Here is an 18,125-nt window from a genome sequence, read left to right on the forward strand (position 1 = left end):
GTATCTCCGCAACCACGCCGCCGGGTTCACGGGCGTCCGGTGCCTTCGGTGGACGCTGCCATGCCGCCGCAGATCACCGATGCATAACAGCGCGAACCTCGCCGCTAAAGTTGGCATCTTTCTAGGTGCACGGGGGATCCACGCCTAAGGACCACCCCCGTCCGCATGCGTGATCATCGAGCCTATGAGGGGGCCGGCCCGTGAACGACGTCCCGAAGCGACCGGAGCCGGCCGACCGCCCGGAGGACGCCGAACACGAGCCCGGCCGGACCGCCACCGCCGAGTTCCGCATCCCCGCGCCCGCCCCGGCCAAGAACGCCTCGCTGACCAGGCCCGACATCCGGCGCCCGGCCAAGCCCGCCGAGGACTCGCCGGCCGAACCGGAAGGCGAGGACGCCTCCGGCGCGCAGGAGGACGAGGCTCGCGAGGAGACGTCCGAAGAGGGCACGCCGCCGGAGACGGAAACCGCGAGCGCGGACGAAGAGGAAAGCGCCGAAGAGGAAAGCGCGGAAGAGGCGCCGGAGACCGCGGACGCGCAAGCGGAAGAGCCGGGAACGGAGACCGCGGAGGCCGAGCCGGAAGATCCCGCCGAGCCCGCCGAGGCCGGGGACGAGGCGGAACCGCCTCCCGCCCCGGCGGAAGACGCCGAAGACACCGCCGAGCCGGAGGCCGCCGAGGAGGGCGAGCCGGAGAGGGGCGCGGCGGACGAGGAGCCGGCAGGCACCGAGGAGGACGAGCCGCCGGACTCCACGGAGACCGCGGCGCCGGAGCCGTGGGCGGGGGCACCGGCGGCGGTGACGCGGGTCGAGCGGCTGCCCGTCTCGTGGGAGGCTCCCGCGCCGGAAACCAGCACCGCACCGGGGCCGGCGGCGCCGGTGCGGCCGGGCGGGCAGGAGTGGCGGGAGACGCCGCGCCAAAGTCCCGCGCCCGCACCGTGGGAGGCGCCGCAGCAGGCTCAGTCGGCGCCGCAGCAAGCACCGCAGCAGGCGCCCGCGGGCGAGTTCCGGCCCGAGTCCGTCCGGTGGGACGCGCCGCAGGGCGCAGCGCCGCAGGGAGCCGCGGTGCCGGTGCGGCCTGGGCAGAGCGGGCCTTGGGAGGTCGCCGCGCCGCAGGCCTCCGCCCCGCCCGCCCCCGTGGCCGAGCGGCGTCCGAAGCGGCGGCGTCTGGCCATCGTGCTCATCGCGGCGCTGGTGCTGGTGGTGGGCGTGGTGGCCGGGCAACTGATCCGGCCCGTCCCCGACCCGGCGGTGAAGCTGAGCCTGGCGTCGAGCCACGTGTTCCAGGGCGCGGCGCCGTCGCTGCCGTGGCCGGCGGTGGGCCAGTCGGCGGTGTACGTGGACGGCCTCGGGACGATGGGGTCGTCCGGCGGGTCCGCGCCGACGCCGACGGCGAGCGTCGCGAAGGTGATGACGGCGTACGTGTACCTGCGCGACCATCCGCTGAAGACGGGCGAGGCGGGGCCGGTGCTGACGGTGTCGCCGCAGGGCGTGGCGGAGATCCCGGTGCGCAAGAAGCGCGGGGAGTCGCTGCTCGGCATCACGGCGGGTCAGCGGCTGACCGAGCGCAAGGCGCTCGAGGCGCTGCTGATCATCTCGGCGAACGACCTGGCGCACGAGCTGGCGCGCTGGGACTCGGGCGGCGACCAGCCGTTCGTCGCGAAGATGAACGCGACGGCGCGCGAGCTCGGGATGACCAGCACCCGCTACACCGACCCGAGCGGTTACGACGCGGGGACGGTGAGCACCGCTGCGGACCAGGTGAAGCTGCTGCGGGCGGCGATGCGGGTGCCGGCGTTCGCCGAGATCGTGAACCGGCGCGCGTACGTGCCGGACGACGGGAGCCCGGCGCGGCCGGGCGGGAACGTCCTGGTCGGGCAGTACGGGGTGGTCGGCGGGAAGACCGGCTACACCGACGCGGCCGGCGGGAACTTCGTGTTCGCGGCGCGGCAGAAGGTCGGGGGCGTGCCGACGCTGATCCTCGGTGCGGTGATGGCGCAGAAGTCGCCGAGCGCGCAGGGGGCGGTGGAGGCGGCCGGGCGGCTCATCCAGGCGGTGGAGGGCTCGCTGACGGCGGCGACGCTGGCGCCGAAGGGCGCGAAGGTCGGGACGGTCGACGACGGGCTCGGCGGGACGACGCCGCTGCGCGCCGCGTCCCCGGTGACGGTGGTCGGGTGGCCGGGGCTGCGGGTGCCGGTGGCGGTCCAGGGCGACCCGCCGCACCAGGGGGCCGCCGGCGAGCGGGTCGGCGAGGTGACGGCGGGCGCCGCGAAGGTGCCGCTGGTGCTCGGCTCGCAGCTGGACGAGCCGTCGTACCTGAAGCGGCTGATCCGGGTGAACTAACCGGCGTAGAGGGCGGACAGGAACCGGACGAGCAGGGCCTCGCGGGTGGCCGGCGGCAGGCCGTTGAGGACGGTGTTGACGACCGCCATCTCGGGGCCGCCGCCGTCGAGGTCGACGCCGACGGCGGCGAGCAGGCCGGTGAAGCCGGCGTCGTCGAGCGCGTCGAGGTCGAGGCCGGCGAGGGCGTCGAGGAGATCGGCGGGCACGTCGGGCGGGCCGACGGCGCGGGCGGCCTCGGCGGCGTCGGCGAGCGCGGACAGCAGCGCGTCGACGTCGCTGACGCCGGTGAGGGTGAAGTGCAGGTTCGGCGGGATGCCCTGGTAGGCGAGCTGCGGCTGGAAGAACCAGCCGCGGGCGCGGGCCTCGTCGGCGACGGTGAACACGTCGAGCGCGGGGTCGTCGGAGGCGACGGCGACCAGCGGGACGGCCGGTTCGCCGAGGACGCGCAGGCCCGGGATGGCGGCGACGCCCGCGATGAACCGTTCGGCGGTGCCCATGGCGGTCGCGGCGAGGTCGCGGTAGCCGCGCGCGCCGACGGCGTTGAGGGTGGCCCAGGCGGCGCCGAGGGGCCCGGCGCTCTTGCTGCTCTGGACGCCGGCGTTGATGACGGTGTAGCCGGGCCATTCGGCGGACGCGAAGTAGGCGGCGCGGCGGACGGACTCGTCGGCGAACAGCACGACGGACGCCCCCTTCGGCGCGTACCCGTACTTGTGCAGGTCGCAGGAGATGGACGTGACGCCGGGGACGGACAGGTCGAACGGCGGGACGGGGCGTCCGAGGTCGCGGAGCCAGGGCAGCACCCAGCCGCCGACGCACGCGTCGACGTGGCAGAGCACCCCGGCGGACGCGGCGATGGCGGCGATCTCCTCGACCGGGTCCATGACGCCCTGCGGGTAGGACGGCGCGGACGCGACGACGAGGACGGTGTCGGGGGTGATCGCGGCCGCGACGGCGGCCGGGTCGGCGCGGAAGCCGCCGTCCACGGGGACGGGGTCGACGGCGAGGCCGAGGTAGTGCGCGGCCTTGTGGAACGCGGGGTGCGCGGTGGCCGGCAGGACGATCCGGGGCCGTCCGGCGACGGGCCGGGCGTCCCGCGCGCCCTTCACCGCGAGCATGATCGACTCGGTGCCGCCGCTGGTGAAGATGCCGGTGCCGCCGCCGAGCCGGTCCGCGACGGCGGAGACGACGCGGCGCTCCAGGGCGACGATGCTGGGGAACGCGGTCGGGTCGAGGCAGTTGACCTCGAGCATCTCCCGGTAGGCGGTGGCGGCGAGGTCGTGCACGGCCTCGCGTCCGGTGTCGTAGACGTAGGCGGTGACGTGGCCGCCGCGCACGGGCAGGTCGGCGTCGCGGAGCCGGGCGAGTTCGGTGAGCAGGTCGCCGGCCGTGCGGCCGTGCTCCGGCAGGGCGGTCTCAGTAGTGCCCGAGGGGGGACCGCCCCCCGGGGCGGCTTCGGCGGGTTCAGACGGCATGGGGCTGTGCTTCCTCGGTGGTGCGGTGGGCGGCGGCGAGCCGGCGGTAGGCCAGCAGGAACGGGACGGCCAGCAGGAACAGCAGGGCCGGGACGATCGAGAACCCGACCGTCAGCCCGGTGAGGGCGGAGCCGGTCTGGCGGACCGGTTCGTCGAGGTCGGACGAGCGGAACGACGACACCGACAGGACCAGCGCGAACACGCCGGGGCCGAGGGCGAGGGCGCCGGTCTCGGCGGCCGTCCACAGCCCGGTGAAGGCGCCGGCCTGGGCCTGCCCGGTGCGTCCCTTGTCGGCGTGGACGGTCTCGGGCAGCAGCGACAGCGGGAACAGCTGGACGGCGGCGTAGCAGACGCCGGTCAGCGCGGCGAGGAGCAGCACGCCGGGCCGGGACCCGGCGGAGATCGCCGGGTAGGACGCGAAGCCGGTGGCGGCGAACATGACGAGCGCCGTGCCGTAGCAGGGGACGATCCCGTACCGCACGGACATCTTCCGCCAGAGCGGGACGGCGACCGCGCTCGGCCCGACCATGCACACGAACATCGCGGAGGTGAGGCCGTAGTCGTCGAGCCGGTAGGTCGCGACGTACGGGGCGCCCGCCAGCATGATCGCGACCGCGAGGGTGTGCGCGGCGCAGCCGCCGAGCAGCGCGAAGAACGGGCGGTTGCCGCGCGCGGCGCGCAGCGCGGCGACCAGGCCGAGGGGCCGCGGGCCCGGGGTGGACGGGATCCACCGGTTGGCCAGCGCGCTGGTGACCAGCGCGGCGCCCATGACGGCCCCGATGACGGCGCCCATCAGCGCGTATCCGCCGCGTCCTCCGCCGGCGGAGTCCGACAGGGCGGGCGCGAGGCCGCCGGCGACGAGGATGCCGAGGGTCAGGCAGACGACCCGCCACGCCATCGCCCGGCCGCGCTCGGACGGCAGGTCGGAGATCTCGGCGGGCAGCGCCACGTACGGCACCTGGAAGCAGGCGAACGCGCTCGCCGCCAGCAGGAACGCGACCGCGGCCCAGCCGGCGCCGAATCCGGGCGAGTCGACCGGGACGGCGAACATGGCGGCGAACAGCAGCGGCAGCGCCGCGCCGCCGACCAGCAGCAGCCGGGTGCGGTGGCCGGTCCGGACGGCCTCGCGGTCGCTGGCGGCGCCGACGACCGGGTTCAGCACCACGTCCCACGCCTTCGGGACGACGAGCACCGCGCCCGCGACCGCCGCCGAGACGCCTAGGACGTCGGTCAGGTAGTACAGGAGCAGCAGGCCGGGGACGGCGGAGAACACGCCGGTGCCGACGGACCCGACGCCGTAGCCGAGGAGCCGCCGCCGCGGCACCGCCGCGCTCGCGGTCGCGGTGCGCGCCGTCACAGCGCGGCCCTGGCGTCGAGGTTCAGCCCGGCGAGGACGAGCCGGTGCAGGTTGGCGCGGAAGCGGGCGAGGGCGGCGGGGTCGTCCATGCGGTGCCGGCGGCCGTCGCCGCGCAGGACGCCGCCCTGGCCGAACCCGTGGGTGGACCAGATGACGGTCCAGGCGACGTACTCGATGTCGGCGCCGTCGCCGACGGCGTCGCCGACCGCCTTGACGACCGCGTCCATCAGCGGTTTTACGTAGCGGTTCTCGAGGTCGGCGATGTCGGACGCGTCCGAGAGCCAGCGGTGCATCCACAGGGCGGGGATCTCGGGATGGGCGGCGCAGAAGTCGATGTAGCGGTCGACGAGGCCGAGGATCCCGGCGGCGTCGGGCGTGAGGTCGGCGAGGGCGGCTTCGAGGGCGGCGCGTTCGGTGCGGTGGGCGCGTTCCATCACGGCGAGGTAGAGGTCGCGCTTGCCGCCGGTGTGGTAGGCGACGGTGGCGATGTTGAGCCCGGCGGCCTCGGCGATCAGGCGGGTGGAGGTGCCGTCGTAGCCGAGTCCGGCGAACAGCCGGGTCGCGGCGACGAGGATGCGCTCCCGGCCGGAGTCGCTGGTCATGGCAGCACCGTAGGGTCCCGCCGGGCTCTTGGTCAATCGCTTGATGGAAGGGACCGGGCGACGCGGCGCGGACCCGGCGCTCGGTGCGCGGCTACTGCTCGCCGGCGGGGGCGTCCTGGCCGCGGCGGCGCGGGCCGTCCAGCGCGATCACGTCCGCGCCCTGCCGGTCGTCCGGCGGGTCGGTGAGCCAGACGGTCAGCACCATCTCCATCTCCAGCCGCGTCTCCGGGTCGTACAGCCGGTCCCCGAACAGCTCCTCCAGCTGGTGCAGCCGGTACCGGACGGTCTGCGGGTGGACGTGCAGCCGGCTCGCGACCTCGGTGGCGTTGAACCCGTTCTGCAGGCACGACAGGAGCGTGCGCATGAGCCGCTCGCGGTGCCGCGGCCGGACGGTCTTCAGCGGCGCGAGCCGCAGGTCGGCGATGGCGCGCACCAGCTCCTCGTCCTTGAACACCACCAGCGCCGGCATGTGGTCGGCGCAGCGGATCAGCCGGTCGGAGGCGAGGATGCCGCGGCGCGCGAGCGGCAGCGCCTCGCGGGCCCAGCGCAGCGACTTCGCGGCGTCCTCGGTGCGGACGGTCGGGCCGAGCGCGGCGACCCAGTCGCGCAGCGCCGACTCCAGCATCCGGCCGCGTCCGGGCCCCTCGGGGTCCGGGACGAGCAGGCACGGCTCGCGCCGGTTGACGTCGGCGAGGACGTCCGGCGGCAGCGACGGGTGCGAGAACGGCTGCTGCCCCCGCTCGTACAGGACGACCGCGGCGACCGTCCGGGGGACGCGCCACTGCGCGAGCCGGGCGAGGTCGGCGACGGCCTGCGGCGCGGCGGGCGGCTCGGCGAGCAGCATGTCCAGCAGCCGGCGGCGGCGGTGCTCCAGCTCGCCGGCCTCCTGCTCGCGGGCCTTGGTGTACCCCTCGGTGGCGGCGCGGGCGATCTCGTCGAGGAACGCGAAGATCGCCTCGGCGATGCTGGCGAGGGTGCGGCGGGAGATGTTGTACCGCTCGGACTCCGACGCGAGCCGCCGCCAGGCGACGCGGGCGCCGAGCCGCAGCGAGGTCTGCAGGATGTCGAGGTTGCGGCCCTCGCGGGCCTCGGCCCAGCCGATCTCCCGGTAGACGGCGGCGACGGACTCCCAGGAGCTCTCCGGGTCCATGATCAGGTCGACGAACTGGCGGAGCGCGCCCTCCACGGCGAGCCGGACGAGGCGGGCGTACTCCTCGTCCTGCGGGCGCGCGTACTCGGGGATCCCGGCGAGGATCTCCTCGATCATCTCCTCGGCGAGGGCCTCCAGGTGCGGCCGGAACATCTCCGACAGCTCGCTCGGCACCCCGGCCCACGGCTTCAGCGGCGAGCGGGCGCCGCCGTCCGCGGCGGGCTCCCCGCCGGCCTCCCCGGGCCCTCCGGACGCCCCGGCCCCGCCGGCCCCGCCGGCGAAAGCCTTCAGGCTCGTCGTCACCTTCGCACCTCCCGCCCCCGATTGGGTCGCTCCGGAAGTTACCGAGCCGTCGGGCGGCGGGCTGCACGGTCGGTGACGCATTGCGGTGGGACGCTTATAAGCCGACTGACAAAGCGTTCATCGGAAACCTATGGACGCCGGGCGTCCGGCCCGGCGAGCACGGCGGCGGCGCCGAGGCCGAGGCAGACGAGCCCGGTGGCGTACCGCTGCCGGCGGCGGAACCCGGGCCGGGCCCGCAGCCATCCGCCGAGGGACCCGGCGGCGACCGCGTAGACGAGATCGGCGGTCAGCCCGATCAGCGCGGTGACCAGGCCCATCACCGCGATCTGCAGCGGGACGGCACCGGCCCGCCGGTCGGCGAACTGCGGCAGGAACGCCAGAAAGAACAGCACGACCTTCGGGTTCAGCACGTTCACCAGCACGCCGTCGAGGTAGACGCGGCGCAGCGGGCGGGGGCGCAGGAGCGGCGCGTCGTGGCCGTCGCCGGCGCGGAGCGTCCGGTAGGCGAGGAAGACGAAGTAGGCGGCGCCCACGTAGCGCAGCACGCCGAACGCGGTGGCGGACGCGGCGACGAGCGCGGACAGCCCGGCCGCCGCGGCACCGATGTGCACCAGCATGCCGGACTCGACGCCGAGCGCGGACACGACGCCCGCGCGGCGCCCCTCCCCGATGCTGCGCGCGGTGATGTACAGGTGGTTGGGCCCGGGGATCGCGACGAGGGCGAGCGCGGCGAGCAGGAACAGCGGTGGGTTCGTCACCCGCCGAACGCTACGAACCCGATGGTCCTCGCAACAGGGCCAATAGGGCGCACGGAAAATGGACCAATATGGCCTGATCAGGCCGTCGTCGTGCTCGCCAGCGCGCCGGCGAGCACGAGCCGCCCGGACGTGCGGACCATGTCCCTGATCTCCTCGGTGGGCCGGCGCAGCGAGGCCAGGCTGACCAGGGCGGCGAGCAGGATGTGCCCGAGCACGACCTCCACCTCGTCGCGCGCGGGCACCGGCTCGCCGATCGCCGCCGACAGCCGGTCGCGGACGAACAGGAACAGCACCGTGCGCGCGTCGTCCACGCTGGAGTCGTCCGAGGTCACCGCCTGGATGATGGCCGAGGTCAGGGTCCGCTCCTGCGCCGCGACCTCGACGATCCGCTCCAGCAGCGCGGTGAGCCGCTCGACCGGCGTGTCCCCGACCGCGAGCGCGTCGATGTCGCCGGTGATGCGGTGCGCCCAGGTCGCGGCGACCTCGGTGAGCAGGTGGTCCTTGGTGGCGAAGTAGCGGTACACGGTCGCGCGGGCCACCCCGGCGCGGTCCGCCACGTCGTGCATGGTGACGGCCGGGTAGCCGCCCTCGCGCGCGAGATCGCGCGCCGCGTCGATCAGCCGCTCGCGCCTGGCCTGCTGGTCCTTGGTCAGCGTCCGCGTGACGGTGAACCGCACATCGCCGCTCAAAGCGCCTCCTCGCTGTGACCGTCCCCCATTCTCCCGCACCTTCGGTCTTTTCGCTCCGCCGGGCCGCCCGCGGGCGGCCCGGCGCGGCGTCGGGCGCGGCCGGTCCCTCTGGTTCTCACCTACCGCTCGCTCGGCAGGGACGCCAGCTTAGACGGCGGTCTTACGCGCTCTTCACCGCGGCCTCCGCGAACTCCTCGACCAGCGCCAGCAGGACGCCGGGCGCCTCGATCTGCGGCAGGTGCCCGGCGCGCTCGATCACGTGGAAACCGGCTCCCGGGATGGCGTCGGCGTACTCCCTGCCGTAGGCGGGCGTCACCATCCGGTCGGCCTCACCCCACACCACCAGCGCCGGCGTGGAAACGGCCGCCAGCCGTTCCTTCAGGCTCGGGTCGGCCATCGACTCCCCGCCGTAGACGCGCAACGCGTCCCGGTTCCCGGCCGCGATGCGCTTCTGCTCGTCGGGGAGCGCGGAAAGGTCGATCCGGAACGCGTCCGGATTCGCATAGCTCAGGTCGACGACCTGGTCGAACGTCAGCGAGAAGAAATCCGCGACGGGATGCTCGGCGCTTTCCAGGCCGACGGCGTCGAGCAGCACCAGCGCTTCCAAACGCTCCGGCGCGGCGAGAGCGAGCTCCGCCGCCACCCACCCGCCGACCGAACTCCCGATAACGGTCGCATTCTCGACTTCCAGATCCTCCAGCAGCCGCGCATACACCTCGGCGAGCCCCCGGACCGAATCGAGTCCCTCCGGACGCGCCGTACCGCCGAACCCGGGGTGGACGGGCGTGAGGACGCGGCGCCCCCGCCCGGCCAGCATCCCGGCGAAACCACTCACTGAAACGGGTCCGGCGCCACCGTGCAGCAGCAGAACCGGCTTTCCCTCTCCGCTTTCATCAACGGTCAGCGGAACGTCCCCGAAGGACGTGGACTGCAGGTACTCGGGCATGGGACTCCTATTCGTCGTATTCGGTCGCCGGCTCGGTGGCGTAGCGCTTCATGACCTCGACGCTCGCCTCCGGCGTGAACTCCACGCCCGACTCGATCATCGCCTTCAGGTCGCGGAAGTACTGGACGTAAAGGTCGGGGGTGAAGGTGTTCAGCAGCACGAGCGGCTCGTCACCGGGATTGGCGAACGTGTGCGGCGCGCCCGGCGGGATCATCGCGAGCGTCCCGGCCGGGACGTCGTAACTGGCCTCGCCGACCGTGAACCGCGCGGTGCCCGACACCACGTAGAAGCCCTCGTCGTGCCGCGCGTGCCGGTGCTGCGGCGGCCCCTCGGTGTGCGGGGCGACGGTGATCTCGCCGATCCCCAGGCGGTGACCGGTCGTGGTGCCGTCCTCCAGGATCCGCATCGTGGTGGTCCCCAGCCGCACGCTCTCCCCCTCGTCCGGCCGGACGATCGCGACCCTGCCCATGGCGGCTCCTTCCTTCGTGAGAGTGCTCTCTCATGACGATAGGGTGCCCGCATCAGTTCATGCAAGTACACTCTCACAAAGAAAGCCATTTCTCAGGAAGGAGCCGGACGATGGAGGCCGAGACCGCCACCGGACGCGCGAACCAGAAGGCCCGGACGCGCAAGGCGATCGTGGACGCCTGCCGCGACCTCGCCCGGTCCGGCGCCGAGGTGACGATGCCGCGGGTGGCGAAGGCCGCCCTCGTGTCCGAGGCCACCGCCTACCGCTACTTCCCCGACCTGACCTCGCTCCTGCGGGAGGCTCTCGTCGCCGTCTGGCCCGGTCCGGAACAGGCCCTCGCCCCCGTCGCCGCCTCCTCCGACCCGGTCGAGCGGGTCGCGTTCGCCACCGGCTACCTGCTCCGCCACGTCCGCGCCCACGAGGCCGCCGTCCGCGCGATGATCTCCACCACCATCACCGCGCCGGCCCGCTCCGGCGCCCGCCCCGGCATGCGGTTCGCGCTGATCGACCGCGCCCTGGCCCCCTTCGCGGACCCGTCCCCCGGCGCCCTGGCCCGCCTCAAGCACTCCCTCGCCCTGGCCTGCGGCGCCGAGGCGTTCTTCGTCCTCACCGACCTGTGCGGCCTCTCCCCCGACGACGCCGTCGCCACCGCCGTCGAAACCGCCGCGACCCTCACCCGAGCGGCGTTCGCCGCGCAGACGTAGAGTCCATCGCAAGAGATCCGCTCGTCCGGGGGCCGCCGTGGCGTTCATCATCACCTACCTGCTCGGAGCCGCCAGCGCCCTGCTCGCCCTGCTCGCCGCCCGCGCCGTCCGGCGGCGCCCGCCCGCCCTCGCCGCGCGCGACCGGCACCTGGCCGAGCTGGACGGGGTCACCACCGAACTCGGCGAGGAACTCGCCGCGCTCGCGTTCGACCCGACGGCACCGGGCGTCCCCGCCGAATCCGTGGCCGACTACCGCCGCGCGCTCGACGCCTACGGCGAGGCCACGCAGGCCCTCACCGCCGGGGACACCGAGCGCGCGAACCATGCCCTGGCCACCGCCAGAAACGCGCTGACCAGGCTCGATGCCCGCACCCACGGCCTACCGGTGCCCATCGACGTCTCCCGGGCCATCCGCGGCCGCGGCGCGCCCGCGCCGGACCCGCACCTGCACGGCCGCTTCGCCTACTCCGGCGACCTCCACCGCACCTACCTCTTCCCGATCGACTGGCCGCGCCCCGGACGGCCCGCGATCGTGGAGATGACCAGCAGCGGAGCCGGCAGCACCGAGTTCAAGGCCGTGTCCATCACCTCCCCGGAAGCGCCGGGCGATCCCCTGCACGTCTTCGTCCTGAACGACACGTCGCGGCAACGGTCCTACCTCCCCGCCACCTCCGAGACCGCCGCGCCCGGGCCGACGCATTTCGAGGTCTCCCCCTGGTCCCCGCGTACCGGAAAAGGGTCGTGGTCTCTGCGGATACGGCCGATCGACGACGCGATCGAACTGGACCGGGAATGCGCCGGACTCGGATCGGAAGTGCTCGTCCACCGCGCGGACTCCCCCGCCCTACTGGGAATCCACATCGAGACAGAGCGGGCCTGGACCGTCCGCTACCGGTGCCTGAAGAAGCATCGGCGCGGGGAGCGCTGCCCTTACACCAGCATGTCGGCGGTCATGCGGGGCTCGTCCGGCGCGCTGAAAAGCCGTCCCATCTGCGGCCCCGGATACCTTGTGGTCGACGCCCACGATCACGCGAAATGGTCCCTGTCCATTTCGGCGAGGCCTACCCCGCCAGGCCGCCTCACCGGACTACGGAAACGCCTCGGCCTCTGACGCCCGCCGTCATTCCCTCCAGGGAATCGCATCCCCGCACGCGGGACCGCAGGTTCTCGTCGAGGGTGATGATCTCGAGGCCGCCGCCGACGGCCTCGCCGGTGGCGATCGAGACCATTGACCAGCGGAACGCGATGATGTTCGGCATGAGGACGGCGGGTTCCGCGGCGGCCTGGAAGGTGTGCTCGCCGGGCTCGATGAACATCTCGTAGGCGCGGGACACGCGGGTGTTGAGGCTCTCGTGGCCGCGGACCTCGAGCGAGGGGTGCGGGATGCCCAGGTTCGCGGCGGCATCCCGGGCCTCCTGCGGCGGGTTCACCAGGACCTGGAGGCCGTCGGGCGCCCACGGTTCCCGGATGAGGGCCCACCGCGCCTCGGGGTCGGGCTCGTTCCACTGCGCCATGTATCGGTCGGTCCACCGCTTGAGTTCGAGCGTTTCGTCCATGGAGAGCAGTCAATCCGCGCGACGCAGAAGCAACTTCGCCCCATCCAAGTAAGCCATCCGCGAACGCAAAGTAGCTATTAACCTACGGAAACTGCCGGTGCGGCCGTTGCTGCTGTGGGTCTTCGCGCTCGGGCCGGAGCGGCAGGTCAGGGTCGCGGCCGGGGTTCGTCCGCACGGCGGCACCTGGTGTTACCACGTCGCCGGTCAAGGGTGCGAAAACCCTGCTCGGGGATGCGCGGTGGGCGGCGGAGCGGGTCGACGCGTTGCTCCGCGGCCGGATGTTCCCGGCCCGGGACGCCGGGAGAGGCCAGGGCAGGGTAGAACGGAGCGGTCACGGGCGGAGGGCGTGAGGGCATGCGGGAGCGCGGCGGCGGGTGGGTGCCCGTCCGGGTGAGCTGGGACCGGGACGACCGGCATCGGCGGCTTCGCGCGGTGGCGGTGGCGGGGCTGGTGGCCGGGGCGCTGATGGCGGTGTTCGGGCTGCCGCCGATCGCCGTGCACAGCCCGCTCCGGCTGATCGGCATGGTGTGCCCGCTGTGCGGCGGGACGCGGGCGGTGCAGGCGCTGATGCGCGGGGACGTCGCCACCGCGTGGCACTACAACCCGCTCGCGTTCGCGGTGGTGCCGGGCGCGCTGCTGGTGCTGGTCAGGTGGGGCGCGGGGCTGGCCACCGGACGCTGGGTGAACGTGCACGTGCTGCGCCCGGCCGCCGTCTGGGCGCTGGCCGCCCTGGCCGTCGCGGCGCTGTGGGCGTACCAGGCGTCGCACGCGGCGATGCTGCGCAGCGACGACGGGAGCCTGCGGCACCAGGTGATGGGCATGGGCCTCGCGACGGTCGTCGCGGCGGCGGCCGCGGCGGTGCAGATGCTCGTCGTGCTGCCGCTCGTCCGCCGGTTCCGTGCGGGGCGGCCCCGCGGCTGACGCCCGCCCTCGCGCTCCGGCTCGTCCGGTCCCTCCTGCGGAAGGGTGGAGGGACCGGGCGAGCCCCGGGCGGGCGGGCCGGAGGCCGATCAGGCGACGTCGAGCTCGCGGCGGCGCTCGGCCCACTGGAGGGAGTGCCGGATGGCGTCCTCGATGGTGTACTCGGGCTTCCAGCGCAGCAGCTCCCACGCCTTGGCCGGGTTCACGAAGGCGCCGACGACGTCGCCGGGACGCGCCGGCGCCTCCTCGGCGACGAACGCCTCCCCGACGACCTCGCGGAACGCGTCGACCAGCTCGCGGACGGTGGTGCCGTCGCCGGTGCCGAGGTTGATCACCTCGTAGCCGGAGCCCTCCCCGGCCGGGCGCAGCGGCGGCACGATCGCGTCGAACCGGTCCGCCGCCTCGCAGAACGCGCGGGCGATGTCCCAGACGTGGATGTAGTCGCGGATCGCGGTGCCGTCCCGGGTGTCCCAGTCCACTCCGGTGATCTTGAACGGGACGCCCAGCTCGTACGACTCGATCATCTTGCCGAGCGCGTGCGTCGGCTTGCTGCTCTGCAGGCCGGTGCGCAGCTGCGGGTCGGCGCCGATCGGGTTGAGGTAGCGCAGCGAGACGACCCGCAGCGAGGTGGCCCGGCAGACGTCCTCGAGCATCAGCTCGGCCATCATCTTCGAGCGGGTGTAGGGGTTCTGCGGCTCCAGCGCGGAGGTCTCCGTCACCGACAGGTCGGCCTCCGGCCGGTACATGCCCGCGGTCGACGCGAAGATCATCCGGTCGCAGCCGTTGCGGACGAGGTGCTCGGCGAAGTCGCGGGTGCGCCCGAGGTTGACCCGGTAGTAGCGGAGCGGGTCCTTCATCGAGTCCGGCACCACGATCAGCGCCGCACAGTGCACGGCGACGCCGATGTCCGGATGCTCCCGGAAGATCGCGTCGACGAGGTCCCCGTCCCCGATGTCGCCCTGGTAGAAGATCTTCCCGTCGGTGAACTCCTGCCGGCCCGTGACGAGGCTGTCGAGCACCACCGGCGTGATCCCGCGTTCGGCGAACGCGGACGCGATCGTGCTGCCGATGAACCCGGCTCCCCCTGTGATCAGGACTTTCATATGGCATCCCCTGCGCCGGTGCGTCCCTGCTCGGTCACGCACAGGATCAGCAGCGGGTCGCGGATGGTCAACGGGCCGCACTTCAGCTGACCGGGTCCGGACGGCGGTGAACCGCCGGCCGGTGCGGGGCGTCCGCGCACGGTATCCTCGCGCGCGCCCGCCACCTGCGGAGATCTCCGCGCGGGCGCGCGGGCCGGGTTCGGTGCCCGGTGCCACGGCCGCCGCCGCATGTCCGAAACGACTACAGCGTTTGCAGGATCCGGATCGCGTCCGCACCGGTCATCGTCGGTGGATGCAACCGATCCGGGTCCTGATCGTGGACGACCACGCGCTGTTCGCCGAGGCGCTCGCCGCCCGGCTGGGCCGCGAGCCCGATCTGGTGATCCTGCCGATCGCCGCGGACGCGCGGCGCGCGCTGGCGCTCGCCGGCGCCGAGCGCCCGCAGGTGATCGTGCTGGACATGACGCTGGGCGCGGAGAGCGGCCTGGACGTCCTGGACCGCGTCCGCGAGGACCACCCGGACGTGCGGGTGGTGGTGCTGACCGCGATGAGCGACCTGGACACGCTGGTGCAGGCGGTGCGGCGCGGCGCGGTCGGCTGGCTGTCCAAGACCGAGGGCGCGGACCTGGTCGCGCGGGTGATCCGGTCGGCGGCGCGGCAGGGCGGGTGGATCCCGCCGGACGTGCTCGGCGAGGTGCTGCGCCGGCTCGTCGCGGGCGACCCGCGGGACGCCGGCGGCGCGCGGCTGCTCGCGGAGCTGACGCCGCGCGAGCGCGAGGTGCTGCAGTGCATGGTCGACGGCCTCGGCCGCGCGGAGATCGCCGAGCGGCTGGGGCTGTCGGCCAACACCGTCCGCACGCACACGCAGAACCTGCTGGCCAAGCTCGACCTGCACTCGGCGCTGGAGGCGATCACGCTCGCGATGCGCGCCGGCATGCGCCCCGGCGCCGGCCCCTGACCGGCGATGCGTTGACTTGCGGCGAGTCGTCGTTATCCGACCGCCCATAACGACGACTCGCCGCAAGTCAACGGGTCGGGTCTGGTGCAAACGGCGTAGTGGGGGGTCGTCGTTTGGGCGATTCGGGCGGCATCGGGCCTTCCTACGCTCGGCCGTACGAAGCCGGAGGCCCGGAGGGGAGACCCGTGGAGATCGATGAGGTCGCGGCGCGCGTCGCCCGCAGCTACTGGGCGCTCCTGCTGCTCATGACGGTCGTCCCGCTGGTGCTGGTGGGCGGGGTGATGAGCCGGCAGGACCCGCCCGCGGTCGCCAAGACGCGCCTGCAGGCCACCGCGAAGGCCGCGGACGCGGCGGCCGGGGACGCGGGCGTCAGCACCGAGGTCAGCCAGGTGAAGGCGTTCGCGACCAGCGACAACCTGCTCGCCGGGGTGCTGGGGCAGCTGCACCTGCACCGGTCGACGACCAAGCTCGCGAAGGACATCGGGGTCGCCGGCCTCGGCACCTCGACGGTGGTGGAGCTGTCGGTGAAGGACAAGGACCCGCAGGCCGCCCGGAAGCTGACCGACGCGATCGGCGCGGCCGTGGTGAAGGAGATCAACGACTCCAACCAGGGCGCGATCGACCAGCAGCTCGCCGACATCGACAAGCGGATGCACGACCTGGAGAAGAAGCTCGGGCCGCTGTCGCGGCGGGCCGGCGCGCAGCCGAACCCCGACATCGGCGCCGCGAACGAGCGGGAGCGGGTGCAGGCGGAGCTGACCGACCTGCGGTCCAACCGGTCGGACCTGCAGGCGCAGCTGCTGGCGGCGGGGAACGCCTCGGTGGTGCAGCCGGCGGTGCTCGCGCCGAAGAGCGACCCGGCGGTCATGATGGCGGTCGTCGCGGGCCTGGTCGGGCTGGTCGCCGGGATCCTGATCGCGGTCGTGAACGAGATGGCCCGGCCGACGATCCCCGGGCAGCGGCGGGTCGCGCGGCGGCTCGGCGTCCCGCTGCTCGGCTGGGCGGACCGGGGCCCGGCGGAGCTCGCCGACCTCGGCCGGCGGGTCCGGCTCGCCGCCCGCAAGGAGGAGGTCGGGCAGGTCACGCTGGTCGGCGCGCCCGGCCCGCTGCCCGCCGACCTGGTGTCGTCGGTGGCGTCGGCGGTGTACGGGGACCGGACGAAGGTGGTCGGCGCCCGTCCCGTCCGGCAGCGTCCGGGCGACGGAGACGGCGGCGGCACCGTCACGGCCGCGGCGAAGCCGAAGAGCGGCGAGCCCAAGCCCGGCAAGCCGGACAAGGACGGCGGGTCCGGCGACGAGCCGGGCGACGGCCCGTCGCTGAACAGCTCCGGCCCCGGCACGGGCAAGAGCACGTCGCTGGTCCGCGCCGGGGGCGGCACCGCCGTGATGACGAAGAAGTCCGGCGAGGCGGTCTCCCCCTCGGAGATCACCCAGCCGGTCCCGGTGCCCGCGCGCGCGGTGTGCCACGTGCACGCCTTCGAGGACATCGATCCGGGCTCCGACGACGAGGTCGGGGTGGTCGTGGTGGTCGGTCCGGTGACGCGGGTGTCGGGACTGGAGACGGTCCGGGACCTGGTCGCCGCGTCCGGCTGGCCGCTCCTCGGTGTCATCGCCACGTCCCGCAAGATCAAGGGGTAGCAGATGAGTTCAGCCGGTCAGTCCACCGTTCCGTTCACGATCCCGTCGCTGGCGGGCGAGGTGTCGGACGCCGTGGTGAAGGTCCTCGACTCGGGGTGGATCACCACGGGGCCGCAGACGGCGGCGTTCGAGCAGGAGTTCGCCGACTACCTGGGCGCCGCGCACGTCGTCGCGGTCGCCTCGTGCACGACCGCGCTGGAGCTGTGCCTGCGCGGGCTGGAGCTGCCGCCGGGGTCGGCGGTGCTGACGCCGAGCCTGACGTTCTGCGGCGCGATCAACGCGATCCTGCACGCGGGGCACCGGCCGGTGCTGGTCGACATCGACGAGGACACGCTGGTGCCGAGCCCCGAGACGGTCGCCGCGGCGGCCGCCCGGGTCGACCCGGCGGCGATGATCGTGCAGAACCAGGGCGGTTACCCGGTGGACGTGGCGGCGCTGGCGGACGCGGCCGGGCTGGACCGGACGCGGGTGATCGAGGACGCGGCGCACGGCCCGGGCGCGGCGCGCGGCGGCAGGCCCGTCGGGTCGGAGTCGTTCGCGGCGTGCTTCTCCTTCTACGCCACCAAGAACATGCCGATCGGCGAGGGCGGCGCGGTCGCGACGAGCGACGAGGGGCTGCAGGAGAAGGTCCGCGCGATGCGGCTGCACGGGATGAGCAAGGACTCGTGGAAGCGGTACCTGCCGGGCGGCAGCTGGCGGTACGACGTGAAGCGGGTCGGGCTGAAGGCGAACATGACGGACGTGCAGGCGGCGATCGGGCGGGCGCAGCTCGCCGCGCTGCCGGAGTGGCAGCGGCGCCGCGCCGAGATCGTCGCCGGCTACGACGAGGCGTTCCGCGACCTGCCCGGCCTGACGCTGCCGCAGCGCGACCTCGGCGGGATCCAGCACGCCTGGCATCTCTACCAGGTGCGGGTCCCGGACCGGGACGCGGTGAGCGCGGAGCTGGAGGCGGCGGGCGTGTCGACGTCCGTCCATTTCATCCCCGTCAACCAGATGACGTCGTACCGGGACATCCTGGGCGCGGACGAGTGCGCGCGGGTGCCGGTGACCGACCGGGTCGGCGAGGAGCTGCTGTCCCTTCCGCTGTATCCGGGGCTGACGCCCGACGGGCAGGACCGCGTCATCGCCGCACTCACCGAGGCGCTGCGGGCCCGGAGCTGA

At 73.9% G+C, this 18,125-nt stretch carries 17 protein-coding genes; 7 read left to right on the plus strand and 10 right to left on the minus strand.

What is annotated here, in order from left to right; genetic code table 11:
• Nucleotides 1-200 precede the first annotated feature (200 nt).
• Complete coding sequence (locus F8568_RS50100; protein WP_328600649.1) at nucleotides 201-2,339, plus strand: D-alanyl-D-alanine carboxypeptidase; 2,139 nt, start codon at nucleotides 201-203, stop codon at nucleotides 2,337-2,339.
• Here F8568_RS50100 and F8568_RS00095 read toward each other — a convergent pair.
• The 8 genes from F8568_RS00095 to F8568_RS00130 form a co-directional block, all read right to left on the minus strand.
• Nucleotides 2,336-3,811, minus strand: a complete 1,476-nt coding sequence (locus F8568_RS00095) for a pyridoxal phosphate-dependent decarboxylase family protein (protein WP_151589891.1) — start codon at nucleotides 3,809-3,811, stop codon at nucleotides 2,336-2,338. The genes F8568_RS50100 and F8568_RS00095 overlap by 4 nt on opposite strands.
• Complete coding sequence (locus tag F8568_RS00100; RefSeq protein WP_151589893.1) at nucleotides 3,801-5,168, minus strand: MFS transporter; 1,368 nt, start codon at nucleotides 5,166-5,168, stop codon at nucleotides 3,801-3,803. The genes F8568_RS00095 and F8568_RS00100 overlap by 11 nt, the downstream gene beginning before the upstream one ends.
• Nucleotides 5,165-5,770, minus strand: coding sequence for a TetR/AcrR family transcriptional regulator (locus F8568_RS00105; protein WP_151589895.1), 606 nt, complete (start codon nucleotides 5,768-5,770; stop codon nucleotides 5,165-5,167). Before F8568_RS00105 ends, F8568_RS00100 begins: the two co-directional genes overlap by 4 nt.
• A gap of 91 nt (nucleotides 5,771-5,861) precedes the next feature.
• Complete coding sequence (locus F8568_RS00110; protein WP_328600650.1) at nucleotides 5,862-7,223, minus strand: PucR family transcriptional regulator; 1,362 nt, start codon at nucleotides 7,221-7,223, stop codon at nucleotides 5,862-5,864.
• Between the two features lie 128 nt (nucleotides 7,224-7,351).
• Nucleotides 7,352-7,981, minus strand: a complete 630-nt coding sequence (locus F8568_RS00115) for a LysE family translocator (RefSeq protein ID WP_151589897.1) — start codon at nucleotides 7,979-7,981, stop codon at nucleotides 7,352-7,354.
• A gap of 77 nt (nucleotides 7,982-8,058) precedes the next feature.
• A complete protein-coding gene (locus F8568_RS00120) occupies nucleotides 8,059-8,670 on the minus strand; it encodes a TetR/AcrR family transcriptional regulator (RefSeq protein ID WP_151589899.1) in 612 nt (203 codons plus the stop codon).
• Between the two features lie 160 nt (nucleotides 8,671-8,830).
• Nucleotides 8,831-9,616, minus strand: coding sequence for an alpha/beta fold hydrolase (locus F8568_RS00125; RefSeq protein WP_151589901.1), 786 nt, complete (start codon nucleotides 9,614-9,616; stop codon nucleotides 8,831-8,833).
• 7 nt (nucleotides 9,617-9,623) lie between these two features.
• Nucleotides 9,624-10,085 (minus strand): cupin domain-containing protein, encoded by a 462-nt coding sequence (locus tag F8568_RS00130; RefSeq protein WP_151589903.1) that lies wholly within the window; start codon nucleotides 10,083-10,085, stop codon nucleotides 9,624-9,626.
• Nucleotides 10,086-10,195: 110 nt separating this feature from the next.
• Between F8568_RS00130 and F8568_RS00135 the strand changes: the two genes are divergently transcribed.
• Nucleotides 10,196-10,789 carry a TetR/AcrR family transcriptional regulator gene (locus F8568_RS00135; RefSeq protein WP_151589905.1) on the plus strand — a complete coding sequence of 198 codons (594 nt, stop codon included), beginning with the start codon at nucleotides 10,196-10,198 and terminating at the stop codon, nucleotides 10,787-10,789.
• Nucleotides 10,790-10,826: 37 nt separating this feature from the next.
• Nucleotides 10,827-11,900, plus strand: a complete 1,074-nt coding sequence (locus F8568_RS00140) for a hypothetical protein (protein ID WP_151589907.1) — start codon at nucleotides 10,827-10,829, stop codon at nucleotides 11,898-11,900.
• Here F8568_RS00140 and F8568_RS00145 read toward each other — a convergent pair.
• Nucleotides 11,869-12,345, minus strand: coding sequence for a hypothetical protein (locus F8568_RS00145; protein ID WP_202124331.1), 477 nt, complete (start codon nucleotides 12,343-12,345; stop codon nucleotides 11,869-11,871). The two genes, F8568_RS00140 and F8568_RS00145, sit on opposite strands and share 32 nt — an antisense overlap.
• A 354-nt stretch (nucleotides 12,346-12,699) precedes the next feature.
• On the opposite strand from F8568_RS00145, the gene F8568_RS00150 reads away from it, so the two are divergent.
• Complete coding sequence (locus F8568_RS00150) at nucleotides 12,700-13,266, plus strand: DUF2752 domain-containing protein (RefSeq protein WP_151589909.1); 567 nt, start codon at nucleotides 12,700-12,702, stop codon at nucleotides 13,264-13,266.
• Nucleotides 13,267-13,355: 89 nt separating this feature from the next.
• Here the strand turns inward: F8568_RS00150 and galE are convergent, their stop codons facing one another.
• A complete protein-coding gene (galE, locus tag F8568_RS00155; protein ID WP_151589911.1) occupies nucleotides 13,356-14,369 on the minus strand; it encodes a UDP-glucose 4-epimerase GalE in 1,014 nt (337 codons plus the stop codon).
• A 292-nt stretch (nucleotides 14,370-14,661) separates the two neighbouring features.
• On the opposite strand from galE, the gene F8568_RS00160 reads away from it, so the two are divergent.
• The 3 genes from F8568_RS00160 (at nucleotide 14,662) to F8568_RS00170 (ending at nucleotide 18,125) form a co-directional block, all read left to right on the plus strand.
• Nucleotides 14,662-15,327 (plus strand): response regulator transcription factor, encoded by a 666-nt coding sequence (locus F8568_RS00160; protein ID WP_160573443.1) that lies wholly within the window; start codon nucleotides 14,662-14,664, stop codon nucleotides 15,325-15,327.
• Between the two features lie 185 nt (nucleotides 15,328-15,512).
• Nucleotides 15,513-16,964, plus strand: coding sequence for a YveK family protein (locus tag F8568_RS00165; protein ID WP_151589915.1), 1,452 nt, complete (start codon nucleotides 15,513-15,515; stop codon nucleotides 16,962-16,964).
• Nucleotides 16,965-16,967: 3 nt separating this feature from the next.
• Nucleotides 16,968-18,125, plus strand: a complete 1,158-nt coding sequence (locus tag F8568_RS00170) for a DegT/DnrJ/EryC1/StrS family aminotransferase (RefSeq protein ID WP_151589917.1) — start codon at nucleotides 16,968-16,970, stop codon at nucleotides 18,123-18,125.

This window comes from Actinomadura physcomitrii, assembly GCF_008923205.2.
In the GTDB taxonomy this organism is placed as follows: Bacteria; Actinomycetota; Actinomycetes; order Streptosporangiales; family Streptosporangiaceae; genus Spirillospora; species Spirillospora physcomitrii.

What these genes read in the sequence shown, in the direction of transcription:
- F8568_RS00095 (WP_151589891.1), bottom strand. Translation starts at nt 3,811, where the DNA reads ATGCCGTCTGAACCCGCCGAAGCCGCCCCGGGGGGCGGTCCCCCCTCG.
- F8568_RS00105 (WP_151589895.1), bottom strand. Translation starts at nt 5,770, where the DNA reads ATGACCAGCGACTCCGGCCGGGAGCGCATCCTCGTCGCCGCGACCCGG.
- F8568_RS00125 (WP_151589901.1), bottom strand. Translation starts at nt 9,616, where the DNA reads ATGCCCGAGTACCTGCAGTCCACGTCCTTCGGGGACGTTCCGCTGACC.
- F8568_RS00130 (WP_151589903.1), bottom strand. Translation starts at nt 10,085, where the DNA reads ATGGGCAGGGTCGCGATCGTCCGGCCGGACGAGGGGGAGAGCGTGCGG.
- F8568_RS00135 (WP_151589905.1), top strand. Translation starts at nt 10,196, where the DNA reads ATGGAGGCCGAGACCGCCACCGGACGCGCGAACCAGAAGGCCCGGACG.
- F8568_RS00145 (WP_202124331.1), bottom strand. Translation starts at nt 12,345, where the DNA reads ATGGACGAAACGCTCGAACTCAAGCGGTGGACCGACCGATACATGGCG.
- F8568_RS00150 (WP_151589909.1), top strand. Translation starts at nt 12,700, where the DNA reads ATGCGGGAGCGCGGCGGCGGGTGGGTGCCCGTCCGGGTGAGCTGGGAC.
- galE (WP_151589911.1), bottom strand. Translation starts at nt 14,369, where the DNA reads ATGAAAGTCCTGATCACAGGGGGAGCCGGGTTCATCGGCAGCACGATC.
- F8568_RS00160 (WP_160573443.1), top strand. Translation starts at nt 14,662, where the DNA reads ATGCAACCGATCCGGGTCCTGATCGTGGACGACCACGCGCTGTTCGCC.
- F8568_RS00170 (WP_151589917.1), top strand. Translation starts at nt 16,968, where the DNA reads ATGAGTTCAGCCGGTCAGTCCACCGTTCCGTTCACGATCCCGTCGCTG.